Genomic DNA, 12842 nt, shown 5'->3' on the forward strand with positions numbered 1-12842 from the left:
GGAAGGCCTCGGTGGCTATCGCGTCGTCGGCGCCCGCGAACGCGTGGATCGGCACGTCCAGCGGCCGCCGCTCCGGCGGCACCAGTCGGCCGACCACGGCCAGGTCGGCGCGCACGGTCGGCAGGAACAGCTCCAGCAGGTCCGGGTCGTCGAACACGACCGACGACGTTCCGCCCAGTTCCCGCAGGTAGGCGACGAGGTCCTCGTCGGACTCGTCCCAGCCGCGCACCGGAAGGCGCAGCGCGGGGGCCGAGCTGCTGGCCACGAACAGCCGCGCCGGACCCGGCAGGCCGCGGTCGCGCAGCGCGTGCGCCAGCTCCAGCGCGACCCGCGCGCCCATGCTGAAGCCGTAGAACGCGAACGGCCGGTCCAGCAGCGGCTCCAGCGCCTCGACCAGGTCCGCCACCAGCGGTTCCACCCGCTCGTACGGCTCCTCGGCGTACCGGTCGTCACGCCCCGGCAGCTGCACGGCGACCGGTTCCAGCCACTCCGGCAGCGCCGCGGGCCAGGTCCGGAACATGGCCGCGTTGCCGCCCGCGTAGTGGAAGCACAGCAGCCGCACGGCGGGGTCCTCGCGGGGGCCGTAGGTCCGCGTCCACCGGGGGCTCATCCCGCGCGGCGCCGTGCGGTGATCGGCACGTGCTTGTACCCGGACACGAAGTTCGACACCAGCCGCTCGGGCCGCCCGGCGGGCCGGAAGTCCTCGAAGTCGGTCAGCAGCTCCTCGAAGAGGATCTTCAACGTCACGCGTGCCACGCTGTGCCCGGTGCAGTAGTGCGGGCCCGCGCCGAACGCGAGGTGCTTGTTCGGCTTGCGCCGGATGTCGAACGTGGACGCGTCGGGGAACTCCCGGTCGTCGCGGTTCGCGGCGCCCGGCCACACCACCACCGCGTCACCCGCCCTGACCGGCGTGCCGCCGACCTCCACGTCGTGGAGCGCGTACCTCAGCAGGTGGTTGACCGGCGACGCCCAGCGCAGCGCCTCCTCGACGGCGGTGGCCCCGACCTGCGGGTTCGCCGCCCAGTCGGGCAGCACGTCGGACTCGATGAACTCCGCGAGCACGAAGTTGGGGGCGTGCGGCGTGGTGACGTTCGCGCCGAGCAGCAGGCTGTAGCAGTTGGAGACGATCTCCTCCAACGACATGTGCCTGCCGTCGAACCGCGTGGTGATGAGCACGCTGATCAGGTCGTCGCCGAGGTGGTCGCGGCGGTGCCGCACCAGGTCCTGGAAGTAGCCGAACAGCTCGTGGTGGGCGATGGCCAGGCTGATGCCCCGGCCGCCCTCGCCCTGGTACTCGGGGTCGTCCGGCGCGATGCACGTGGTGTTGAGGTCGGTCAGCCAGTCCCAGTCGGACTCCGGCAGCGCCATCATCGTGCCGGTCACGGACATCGGCATCGCGAGCATCGCCTCGCCGAAGTCGAACACGCCGCCGTCGCCCAGCGGCGCGAGCAGGCCGCGGACCTTGTCGCGGATCATGTCCCGCTGCTTGTCGACCGCCTTGATGGCCAGCGCCTTCTTCAGCCGCGCCTGCATGACGGTGTGCCGGGGCGGGTCGGTGACCGCCAGCTGCGTGCCGCTGGCCGGGTCGTCGGTGCCCAGCAGGTCGAGCATGGTGCCGCGCTCGGAGGTGAAGGTGCCCGTCTCGCTGAGCACCTGGTCGGCGTCGGCGAAGCGCACCGCCGACCAGAACCCGCGGTCCGCGTCCACCTGCCGCCAGCTCAGCCCGTCCACCTCGCGTAACACGCGCCAGACCTCGTGGGCGTTCCCGTCGCTGTAGAGGGTGGGATCGACCAGGTCGTCGCTGCCGAGGTGGATCGGGCACCGCGATAGAGCGGCGTCATGCATGGTCATGGCCCGCCATTCTTTCGTATTTTTGGCACGTGGAAATACCCGGTCCGGCCGGGTGTTAATGAGCTGTGCGGAGATATCCGGAATAGGTCCGGTTCGCCCCGAAGATGTCGATCTACACGTGTGCGAGCTGCCGGTCGAACGACGGTGAACGACCTGCGGGCGGTCAAGAAGGCTGCCCGGAAGACTTCGGACTTCCCCAGTGCCCGACTTCGGTACTCCCCAGTAACAAAGGTCTGACGCTCGTTCTCATCGGAGTCAAGCATGGGGGTTTGGTGGAGTCAACGCCGAAGTCCCGGAGCCTTCGGCATTGCCCGAACGGAGTACGAGGCAGCGTGTTTCCGAACTTGAACGTTAACTCCCGAACCACTTCTTGAACTCCGTTGACAACGTCGAGGAAGCACTTTTAGTATCGGCGACCGATGAGGATGGAATGCGCCATGTCGGGGGATGTGGGAATTGCCTGAAATCGATGTTGTCGATCTTGACTGGCGTGACGCGACACCTGCCCAGCAGGGAATCTGGGTTCTGGACACCGACGAGAACCTGCGACCCACCTATCTCCTCCCGACCGTCCTGGAGTTCACCGGCGAGGTCCGCCACGACCTCCTGGTCGCGGCCGCCCGGTCCGCCGTCGGCAGGCATCCCTCACTCCGGTCGCTGTTCCGGCTCGACCCCGAGACCCGGCGCGTCCAGTACCACACGGACGGGCCGCCCGGCGAGATCGGCTTCATCGACGCCGTCGCCGACGGCTGGTCCGCCGAGGAGCTGGACGGGCTCGTCGACGTCCTCTGCTGGACCCCGTTCGACCTGGGCACCGAGGCCCAGGTGCGCGGCGAGGTGGTGCGCGTCGACGACACCACGACGCTGCTGGTGCTGACCATGCACCACATCTCGGTCGACGGCTGGTCCCGGAACCTGCTGGTGGACGAGGTCATGTCCACCTACCGCTGCCTGCTCGACGGCCGGGTGCCGGTGCTGCCCGAGTCCCCGCACCCCGACGACGTCATCACCACGATGTCGGGGAGGGAATTGGAGGAGCGGGTGGCCGAGGCCGCGGAGCGGTTGCGCGGCGCGCCCACCGTGGTGGACCTGCCCTACGACCGCAGGCCGGAGTCGCCGTCGGTGATGGGCGCCAACATCGGCGTCCGGCTGGACGAGGACCTGACCGCGGCGGTGCTGAAGGTCGCGGCCGAGGAGGGCTGCTCGCCGTTCATGACGGCGGTGGCGCTGCTCGCGGGCACGTTGTCCCGCACCAGGGGCCAGCGCGACGTGCTGTTCCAGTACGGGTGGCCGGGCCGCGAGGACCCGGCGACCGCCGACGCCATCGGCATGTTCATGATCACCTGCGTCGTGCGGGTGGAGTTCGACGAGACCACGACGTGGCGGGAGTTGTTGGGCTGCGCCAGGATCGGCGCGCTGGAGTCCTTCATGGACTGCGACGTGCCGCTGGACGCCATCGCCACCGCGCTCAACCCCGGACGCCAGGTGATCTGGCCGCCGATGAGCCCCGTCCTCGTCAACGTCGACGAGCTGCCGCGGGAGCTGGAACTGGCCCCCGGCGTCACGGGCAGGCACCGGCTGAGCGGGCCGGTCTACACCAAGTACGACCTCGATCTCTTCATCCGGGTCGACGACGACGGCGTCACCGGTCCCCGGATGGCGCTGTCGATGGACTACCCGTTGGACCTCTTCGACCACAAGACGATCGAGGACCTGCTCGCGGCCCTGCGCCAGAGCGCTCACGACCTCGCCTACTCAGCGGAGGAACCCCATGTCCGACCAGCAGACCACTGACGCCGTCACCGCGACCGCGCCGAACCTCGACGACCCGGCCGCGCGCCTGGAGGTCGTCCGCTCGGTGTGGCGCGAGGTGCTCGACATCGCCGAGGTGGAGGACGACGCCACCTTCTTCGACCTCGGCGGCGACTCGCTGCGACTGGTGATCCTGGTCGAGCGGCTCAACCAGGTGACCGGACGCAAGCTCAAGACCGTGGACCTGTTCCGCGCGGGCACCGTGCGCGGGCACGCCGAACTGCTCGCCGCGCCCGACCAGCAGTCGTCGACCGGGGCCCGCCGCGGCGGCCGGGAGCACCTCCTCGCCGCGGCCCGCGCTCGGGCGGGCGCGCCGCGCCAAGAGTCGTAACCGACCTCCTGCCCGAACCCGCGTGCGCGCGACCCGCGCCGCCGATCACAAGCTGTGGAGGTCAACCATGTCGTTGGACGAGTACGCGGTGTCGGTGCTGGGTCCCGGAACCGAGGTGGCGGGGTTCGCCACCCGCAGCTTCATCGGGCTCGGCGGCGACTCGCTGCGGGCGATGCGCCTGGCCGCGCTGTCCCAGGAACACCTGGGCGTGCGGCTGTCGGTGGCCGAACTGCTGTCGTCGACCCCGCTCGCGACGGTGTTCGCCGACGCGGGCGGGACACCGGCCGAGGTCGTGGCCGCGGTCCCCGACACCGGGGACGCGGCGGTGCTCTCCCCGACGCAGCGCGGCATGTGGATGATGGAGAAGCTGCTCGGCGGCTCCACCTACAACCTGGTCTTCACCTGCTTCGTGGACGGTGGGGCGCTGGACCGGGCGGTGTTCGAGCGGGCGGTCGCGGCCACCACCGCCCGGCACGCCACGCTGCGCACGGTGTTCCGCGAGCAGGACGGCGAGGTCGTGCCGGTCGTGCTCGACGCGCCCGCGCCCGACATCACCGACCTCGCGCACGACGGCGAGGGGTTCGAGGAGTTCGTCCGCGCCACCGCCGCCGACCGCGGCCGGGAGCCGTTCGACCTCACCGCGGCGCCGCCGCTGCGCTTCCACTTCGTGGCGGGCGGCGGACGGCAGGCGGTCGTCCTCGTGGCGCACCACGTGCTGCTCGACGGCCTGGCGGTCGGCCTGCTGCTCAACGAGGTCTTCGCGCACTACGGCGCGCTGGTCGCGGACCGGCCCAGCCCGTTCGACGGCCCCGGCCCCACGCTGCGGGCGCTCGTCGCCGCGCAGGAGCACGCCCGCGAGTCGGGGGTGTGGGACAGCCAGGCGGAGTTCTGGATCAAGCACCTCGACGGCGTCCCCACGGTGCTGGAGGTGCCCACCGACCGGCCGCGCCCGGCCGTGCAGGACCCGGCGGGCGAGCGCGTCCCGCTCGGCCTCGACGCGGAGCTGAGCGCGCTGGTCGCCGACCGGGCACGCGAGCTGTCGATCACGCCGTTCGCCTTGCTGCTCAGCGGTTTCGGGCTGGCGCTGAGCCGCTGGACCGGGGTCGAGCGGCTGCTGGTCGGCGTCTCGCTCTACGGTCGCGGCACGTCGGAGATGGACGGCCTGATCGCCGTGGCGGGCAACCTCGTGCCGGTGCGGATCGACGTGGACGACGACGCGTCGCCGTCGGACTTCCTGCGCTCGGTGCAGGACTCGCTGGCCAAGAGCATCGGCAACGGCGTGCTGCCGTTCGACGAGCTGGTCACCCGGCTCGGCGTCGAGCGCGGCCTCGGCGCGCACCCGCTGGTGCAGGCGTGCTTCGGCATGCACGACCAGCTGGTGCCGCAGCACATCACGACCGAGGGCGCGGAGCTGCGGGTCGAGGAGGGCCACGGCGGTGGCGCGCAGTTCGACCTGTCCCTCCTCTTCGGACGGTCCGAGCCGACGCTCGGCGCGCAGCTGGAGTACGCGACCAGCCTGTGGGACCGGGCCGACGCGACGGCGTTCCTCGCCGACTTCACCGCGGCCGTGCGCGAACTGTCCACAGCGGACGGACGTCTGGAAGACCTGCGCTGCCTGTCCGACGACCGGCGCGGGGTACTCGACGCGCTCAACGCCACCCGCCGGGACTTCCCGGAGGCCACCGCGGTCCAGCTGTTCCACGAGGCGGCGCGGCGCACCCCGGACGCCGTGGCGGTGCGCGACGGCGACCTCGACCTGACCTACGCCGAACTCGCGAGCGCGGCGGCCGAACAGGCCCGCCTGCTCCGGGACCTCGGCGTCGGCCCCGGTGACCGGGTGCTGGTCGCACTGGAGCGGTCGGTCGCCGAGATCGTCGCCGTCCTCGGCGTCACGTGGGCGGGCGCGGCGTACGTGGGCGTGGACCTGAACGAGCCCGCGCGGCAGGTGGACCACATCGTCGCCAAGGCCGCCGCGAAGGCCGCGCTGGTCTCCTCGCCCGACCTCGTCGAGCGCCACGGCCTGCCGGTCTGCGCGACCTGGGACCCGTCCTGGGCGCCTGCCGACGCCGACGACCCGGTCGGCGGTCCCGCCGACCTCGCCTACATCGCCTTCACCTCCGGCTCCTCCGGCCTGCCCAAGGGCGTCGCCGTGCCGCACCGCGCGATCGTGCGGCTGGTGCACGAGGCCGAGTTCGTCCGGCTGGGGCCGGGGGAGCGGGTGCTGCGGCTCTCGCCGCTGGCGTTCGACGCGTCGACCCTGGAGCTGTGGGGGCCGCTGCTCGGCGGCGGCGCGCTGGAGGTCTACCCGCCGGGCATCCCCTCGCCCACCGAGCTGGGCGGGTTCCTGCTGGAGCGCGGGGTCACGGTCGCGTGGCTGACCGCGGGTCTGTTCCGGCTGGTGGAGGAGTTCGCGCCCGCCGCTCTGGGCGGGTTGCGGCAGCTGCTCACCGGCGGCGACGTCGTGCCGCACGACCACGTGGCGCGCGCGTTGACCCGGCACCCGGACCTGGTGATCACCAACGGGTACGGGCCCACCGAGAACACCACCTTCACCGCCACCTACTCCGTGTCCTCGGCCGCGGACGTGGACGGGCCGCTGCCGATCGGCATCCCGGTGCCCGGCACGCGCGTCCACGTCCTCGACGCGCGGCACCGGCTCGTGCCGCCGGGCGCGGTCGGCGAGCTGTACGCGGCGGGCGCCGGACTGGCCCACGGGTACGTGGACGACGAGGCCCAGACCGCGCGGGCGTTCGGCGAGTTCTCCCCGGACGTGCCCGAACGCCTCTACCGCACCGGCGACCTGGTCCGCGTCGACACCGCGGGCAGGCTGCGCTTCCTCGGCAGGCGCGACGACCAGGTGAAGCTGCGCGGGTTCCGGATCGAGCTGTCGGCGATCACCGACGTGCTGGCCGCCGCCGACGGCGTGCGGGACGCGGTCGTCGTGGCCACCGAGGGCGACAGCACCGACAAGCGGCTGCTCGCGGCCGTCGTCCCGGTGTCCGGCGACCTGGCCACGGAGGACCTGCGCGACCTGCTGGCCGAGCAGCTCCCGTCGTACATGGTGCCGACGCTGTGGGCCGTCGTGGACCGGATCCCGGTGACCGGCAACGGGAAGGTCGACCGGCGCGCGCTCGCCGCCGTCGCCCTGCCCGCCGGGCAGCGGGCCGCCGCGCCGGTCGTGGAGGACCCGCTCGGCCCCGTGGCCGACCTGTTCTCCCGCGCGCTGCAACAGGAAGCGGAGCTGGAGGCCGACACCGACTTCTTCACCATCGGCGGCAACTCGATGGGCGCGGTCCGGCTCATCCGGCTGGTGCGCGACGAGCTGGGCGTGACCGTGCGGCTGCGGGAGTTCCTGCACTCGCCCACGCCCGCGGGCCTGCGGCAGCTCATCGCCAAGGCGGGTGGCTCATGACCGGCCTGCTGCGCGACGACGTGCGCGGGATGCGCTGGGACGAGGACCTGGAGTGCTGGGTCGTCTCCGAGCAGGCGCTGGCCCGCAAGGTGTTGAGCCACCAGGGTTTCTCCTCGCGCACCTCGCAGCGGCTGGGCGAGCTGTACATGACCGAGGAGTCCCGGCGCGAGCACCACGCGATCACCGAGTTCCTCCGGCTGTGGTTCGTGCACACCGACGGCGCGGAGCACACCGCGCTGCGCCGACCCGTGCAACGCCTGTTCTCCGCCTCCTACGTGCGGTCGATCACCGAGCGGATCACCGAGGTCGTCGACGCCTGCCTGGACGACCTCGCGGCCGATCCCCGGCACGACGTCGTGCCGACCGTGGCCGAGGGCGTGTCCGGGCAGGTCATGGGCCACATCGTCGGTGTCCCGCAGCCGCCGCCGGTGCTGCACACGTGGTCCAAGACGCTGTCGGGGTTCATCGCCGCGATGTACCGGCGCGACCACGCCACCGCCGCGCACCAGGTGATGCTGGAGATGGACGAGGCGCTCGCCGGGGCGCCCGCCGTCGAGGGCTTCCCCCGCGACACCCCCGAGGACCGCGCCCGCACCACGGCGACGTGGGCGATGATCCTGTTCGGCGGTCTGGAGACCACCGCGTCGCTGCTGGGCTCGACCCTGCTGGCGGTGCTCGGCGACCCCGAGCTGTGGCGGGCGGTCCGCGAGGAGCGGCCCGGCGTCGTGGAGTCGGTCGTCGAGTCCGTGCTGGAGCAGCGCCCGCCGCTGCGCAACGTCGGCCGGGTCGTCGCCGAGGACTTCGAGTTCGAGGGCGTGCGGCTTCAGGGCGGCGACCTGGTGCTCGTGTCGCTGGAGGGCGGCGAGGGCCTGTTCGACGGCGACCAGCCGGGGCAGGAGCTCACCCTGCGGCCGGTCGACGAGCAGGGGCAGCGGCACCTGGTCTTCGGCCACGGCGTGCACTACTGCATCGGCGCGCCGCTGGCCCGGCTGGAGGCGACGACCACGCTGCGCCGGTTCGCCGCGCGGTTCCCGAACGCCCGGCTGGCCGAGAACGCCGCCGTGTGGGGCCCGAACATCTCCTACGTCGGCCTCGACCACCTGTACCTCGACCTCGGCGACGAGGTGAGCCTGCCTTGACGCCGCCGAACTCCGCCGTCGCCGTCGTCGGCATGGCCTGCCGCTACCCGAAGGCCCGCGACATCACCGAGTACTGGGCGAACCTGCGTGCGGGCGTCGAGGGCGTCACCCGCTTCGCCGTCGAGGACCTGGTGGCGCGCGGCGTGGACCGGGACCGGGCGCACCGGCCGGACTTCGTGCCCGCCAAGGGTTTCCTGCCCGACTCGACGAACTTCGACTGGACGTTCTTCGGCTACAGCCGCGGCGAGGCCGCCGGGATCGACCCGCAGCAGCGGGTGTTCCTGGAGTGCGCGTCGGCGGCGATCGACGACGCGGGCATCGACCCGACGCGGTTCCCCGGCTGGATCGGCGTGTACGCGGGGGCCGACGTCGTCGCCGTGCCGGTCGACGACGGGCAGAGCGAGATGTCCAGGGTCATCGGGCTGGAGAAGGACTTCCTGGCCACGCGCGTGGCCTACAAGCTCGGCCTGCGCGGGCCCGCGGTGACGGTGCAGACGGCGTGCTCGACGTCGTTGACCGCCACGCACATGGCCGTGCGCAGCCTGCTCGGCTACGAGTGCGACGCCGCGCTCGCGGGCGGCGTGGCCGTGACCTCCCGGTACGACTGGGGTTACCTCTACGAGGAGGGCGGCATCCTGTCGCCCGACGGCCGCTGCCGTCCGTTCGACTCGCGGGCGGGCGGCACCGTGCCCAGCGAGGGCGTGGGCGTCGTGGTGCTCAAGCGCCTGGAGGACGCGCTGCGCGACGGCGACCGGATCGCCGCCGTCATCCTGGGCTCGGCGATCAACAACGACGGCTCGGACAAGATGGGCTACACCGCGCCGTCGTTGCAGGGGCAGAGCGAGGTCGTGCACTTCGCGCAGCAGGTCGCGGGCGTCGACCCGGCCGACATCGACCACGTCGAGGCGCACGGCACGGCCACCCGCATCGGCGACCCCGTCGAGGTGCAGGCGTTGTCCGACGTGTTCGGCGACACCGGCTCGTGCCTGCTGGGCGCGGTCAAGAGCAACCTCGGCCACACCGGCGCGGCGGCGGGCGTCGCCGGGCTGATCAAGACGGTGCTGATGCTGGAGCACCGCGAGGTCGTGCCCACGCTGCACTACGAGTCGCCCAACCCGTTGCTGGACCTGGACTCCACGCCGTTCCGGGTGGCCGCCGATGCCCAGCCGTGGCCGGACCGCGGCGTGCCGCTGGCCGCCGTGAGCGCGTTCGGCGTCGGCGGCACCAACGCCCACGTGATCGTCCAGGCCGCGCCCGAGCGCACCCGGTCCACGGCGTCGGGGCACCGCGTCCTGACCCTGTCGGCCGCCTCGCCCGCCGCGCTGGACGGGCTTCGCGTCTCGCTCGCCGAACGCCTGGAGACCGCCACCGTCGCGGAGGCGGCCCGCACGCTGGAAGGCCGGAAGGTCCACCGCCACCGGCACACCGTCGTCGCGCGGGACACCGCCGAGGCCGCGCGCCTGCTGGCCGACGGCCCGGTGCGCGAGGAGGCCCCGCGACCGCTGGACCGGGTCGTGTTCCTGCTGCCCGGCCAGGGCACGCTCACGCGGGCGGCGGGCCAGGCGGCGCACCGGCTGCTCACCGGGTTCCGCGACTCCTTCGACGAGATCGCCGACGCCGTCCGCACCGCGCACGGGCTCGACCTCACGCCCGTCGTGGCGGACTCCGGCGACCCGGAGTGGTTCGAGAACACCGTGCACCAGCAGGTCGGCCTGTTCGCGCTCGGCTGCGCCGCGGGCCGCCAGCTCCGGGACTGGGGGATCCAGCCCAAGGCGTTGTTCGGCAACAGCGTCGGCGAGTACGCCGCCGCCGTGCTCGCGGGCGTGTGGACCCCGGCCGACGCCGCCACCCTCGTCCACGAGCGCGCCACCGCGATGTGGCGGACCGCGCCCGGCGCGATGGCCGCGGTGTCCGCGCCGCTGGACGAGGTGCTGCGCCGGATCGAGGCGCACACCGAGGTGTCCGTCGCGGTCGTCGGACCGGCCCGCGTGGTGCTCTCCGGCGGCCCGACCGTGATGGAGAAGCTCCTGGAGAGCGACGACGTGCGCGGCCTGGACGTGCGACCGCTGCCCACGCGGCGGGCGTTCCACTCGCCCGCCATGGACCCGGCCGCCGACGCCCTGCGGGCCGCCGTCGCCGCCGCGCCCGCCGGGACTCCGCGGGTGCCGATGATCTCCAACGAGACCGGCGGGTGGGCCGACCCGGACGCCGTGACCGGCCCGGACTACTGGGTCGGGCAGCTGCTGCACCGCGTGCTGCTGGCCGATGGGACGGCCACGCTGCTGGCCGCGGGCCACGACACGTTCGTCGAACTCGGGCCGGGCACGTCGATGATCGGCACCCTGCGCAAGCACCCGGACTGGTCCCCGGAGCACACCGCGCTGCCGCTGCTCGGCGGCGCCGACGGGGAACGCGACCTGCTGCGGGCCTTGGGAACGCTGTGGGAACGCGGCGCGACCGGCGTGCTGTCCGGTGTCACGCCGGACGCCACGACCGCGCGGGTCTCGCTGCCCTCGCACCCGTTCGCGGCCGTGAGCCCGGACGTCGTCCGGTCGCCCCGACCCGCCCGCACCGCGCCGAAGGCGAGCGCCCCGACGTCGGTGGCCGAGCTGTGGCGGACCGCGCTGGGCGTGTCCTCGGCGGCGTCGCCCGACGACTTCCTCGCGCTGGGCGGCGACTCGCTGATGGTCGTCGACCTGCTGGCGCAGGTGCGCGAACGCACGGGCGTCGTCGTGTCCAGTGTGGACTTCCTGGCGAACCCCACGTTCGGCGCGCTGTCGGCGCTGGTCGGGCCCGGCAGGACCGAACTGCCCGACGGCGTGCTCGCCTTCGGCGCGGACCGGCCGGGGCGGCCGCTGTTCCTGGCCGCCGACGCCATGGGCACCGCGCTGGGCTACCGGGCGCTGGGCGACCTGCTCGACCGCCCGGTGTACGGCCTGGAACCGGTGCGCCCGGTGACCGGCGTCGAACTCCTGGCCGCGCAGCACGTCGAACAGCTCCTGGCCGTGCAGGCCGAAGGGCCCTACACCGTCGGCGGCTGGTCCTTCGGCGCGACCGTGGCCCACGAGATGGCCTGCCAACTCGGACACCTCGGCGCGGAGGTCGACCTGCTGGTGTGCCTGGACGGGTTCGTCCCGGCCATCGGCAGACCCGTCGGGGCCGACCTCGACCACCTGGCGGGCGGCGCGTGGTCCCAGGCGAGCGCGCTGCTCGGCCTCGGACCGTTCGGCCGCCTGGTGCGCCGCGCGCCGCAGGTCCGGCGGCGGTTCGTCGGCAACATCGGCGCGCTGCTGCGCTACCGGCCAGGGCCCGCCGACTTCCCCGCGGTGCTGTTCCGAGCGGGGACCGACAGACGGGACGCGGCCCGGTTGCGGGCGCGGCTGTCCCGGATCTACCCGGGCGAAGTCCCGGTCCACCTCGTCGGCGGCGACCACTGGTCGATCCTCGCCGATCCGCACGTCCACCACCTAGCGGACCGGCTCCGCTCAGCGCTCCGCACAGGGGAGAACCGATGACCAGCAAGCCCGTCGAGACCGCCACCGCCCAGGACGACATCCCGGCGTCCCCACCACCGGAGCAGCTCGTCCCGCTGCGCCGCAACAAGAACTTCCAGGCGCTGTGGACGAGCGAGTCGTTCGCCGCGGTCGCGAAGGAGACCGCGGAGTTCGCCTACCCGCTGCTGATCCTGGCCACCACCGGCTCGGCGCTCTACGCGGGCACGGTCGCGTCGCTCCAGGTCGTGGTCACCGGCCTGGTGTCCATCCCGGCGGGCTCGCTCGCCGACCGGTTCGACCGCAAGACGCTGCTGGTCGTGTGCAACCTCGTCCGGGTGCTGCTGCTCGGCGTGTTCGGCCTGGCCATCGCCAACGACGCCATCACCTTCCCGCTGGTGCTGGGCATCGCCATGACGTCGTCGGTGTTCCTGAGCCTGTCGCAGCCCGCGGGCATCGCCGCGATCAAGTCGCTGGTGCCACCGGAGCAGGTGACGACGGCGATCTCGCAGAACCAGATCCGGTTCTTCGGCGCCACGCTGCTGGGCCCGCCGATCGGCGGCTTCCTGTTCGGCCTCAACCGCGCGTTCCCGTACCTGGGCGCCGCCATCGGCTTCGTGGTCTCCACGGTGCTGCTGCTGGTCATCAAGAAGCCCATGCAGGCCCCCGCGACCACCGACAACGACGGCAAGCGCCACGCGATCGAGGGCTTCCGGTTCAACCGCCGCAACCCGAGCCTGCTCGTGATGCTCAACACCGTCATGGGCACGAACATCGACTACAACCCCACCGGCCTGTGCATCGCG

The 12842-nt window shown here is 72.9% G+C and carries 8 protein-coding genes; 6 read left to right on the forward strand and 2 right to left on the reverse strand.

The features are described from left to right. Nucleotides 1-610: thioesterase II family protein (locus ACFWW9_RS43030; protein WP_390388886.1), on the reverse strand; the 610-nt coding region annotated here is incomplete at its 3' end. Then, nucleotides 607-1851 carry a cytochrome P450 gene (locus ACFWW9_RS43035; RefSeq protein ID WP_390388888.1) on the reverse strand — a complete coding sequence of 415 codons (1245 nt, stop codon included), beginning with the start codon at nucleotides 1849-1851 and terminating at the stop codon, nucleotides 607-609. The genes ACFWW9_RS43035 and ACFWW9_RS43030, both read right to left, overlap by 4 nt. A gap of 456 nt (nucleotides 1852-2307) precedes the next feature. Between ACFWW9_RS43035 and ACFWW9_RS43040 the strand changes: the two genes are divergently transcribed. The 6 genes from ACFWW9_RS43040 to ACFWW9_RS43065 form a co-directional block, all read left to right on the forward strand. After that, nucleotides 2308-3645 (forward strand): condensation domain-containing protein, encoded by a 1338-nt coding sequence (locus ACFWW9_RS43040; protein WP_390388890.1) that lies wholly within the window; start codon nucleotides 2308-2310, stop codon nucleotides 3643-3645. Then, nucleotides 3623-3994 carry an acyl carrier protein gene (locus ACFWW9_RS43045; protein ID WP_390388891.1) on the forward strand — a complete coding sequence of 124 codons (372 nt, stop codon included), beginning with the start codon at nucleotides 3623-3625 and terminating at the stop codon, nucleotides 3992-3994. Before ACFWW9_RS43040 ends, ACFWW9_RS43045 begins: the two co-directional genes overlap by 23 nt. A 67-nt stretch (nucleotides 3995-4061) precedes the next feature. Beyond that, nucleotides 4062-7406 carry an amino acid adenylation domain-containing protein gene (locus ACFWW9_RS43050; RefSeq protein WP_390388893.1) on the forward strand — a complete coding sequence of 1115 codons (3345 nt, stop codon included), beginning with the start codon at nucleotides 4062-4064 and terminating at the stop codon, nucleotides 7404-7406. Further along, on the forward strand, nucleotides 7403-8545 hold the full coding sequence (locus ACFWW9_RS43055; RefSeq protein ID WP_390388895.1) for a cytochrome P450: 1143 nt from the start codon (nucleotides 7403-7405) through the stop codon (nucleotides 8543-8545). Before ACFWW9_RS43050 ends, ACFWW9_RS43055 begins: the two co-directional genes overlap by 4 nt. Continuing rightward, the gene (locus ACFWW9_RS43060; protein ID WP_390388897.1) at nucleotides 8542-12060 is read left to right on the forward strand and encodes a type I polyketide synthase; all 3519 of its coding nucleotides are present in this window, start codon (nucleotides 8542-8544) and stop codon (nucleotides 12058-12060) included. The genes ACFWW9_RS43055 and ACFWW9_RS43060 overlap by 4 nt, the downstream gene beginning before the upstream one ends. Beyond that, a partial coding sequence (locus ACFWW9_RS43065; protein WP_390388899.1) for an MFS transporter occupies nucleotides 12057-12842 on the forward strand: 786 nt, incomplete at its 3' end. The genes ACFWW9_RS43060 and ACFWW9_RS43065, both read left to right, overlap by 4 nt.

It is taken from the genome of Umezawaea sp. NPDC059074, from assembly GCF_042738955.1.
In the GTDB taxonomy this organism is placed as follows: domain Bacteria; phylum Actinomycetota; class Actinomycetes; order Mycobacteriales; family Pseudonocardiaceae; genus Umezawaea.

Excerpts from the sequence above, each read along its gene's own strand:
- ACFWW9_RS43050 (WP_390388893.1), top strand. The coding sequence starts at position 4,062 with ATGTCGTTGGACGAGTACGCGGTGTCGGTGCTGGGTCCCGGAACCGAG.
- ACFWW9_RS43055 (WP_390388895.1), top strand. The coding sequence starts at position 7,403 with ATGACCGGCCTGCTGCGCGACGACGTGCGCGGGATGCGCTGGGACGAG.
- ACFWW9_RS43045 (WP_390388891.1), top strand. The coding sequence starts at position 3,623 with ATGTCCGACCAGCAGACCACTGACGCCGTCACCGCGACCGCGCCGAAC.
- ACFWW9_RS43035 (WP_390388888.1), bottom strand. The coding sequence starts at position 1,851 with ATGACCATGCATGACGCCGCTCTATCGCGGTGCCCGATCCACCTCGGC.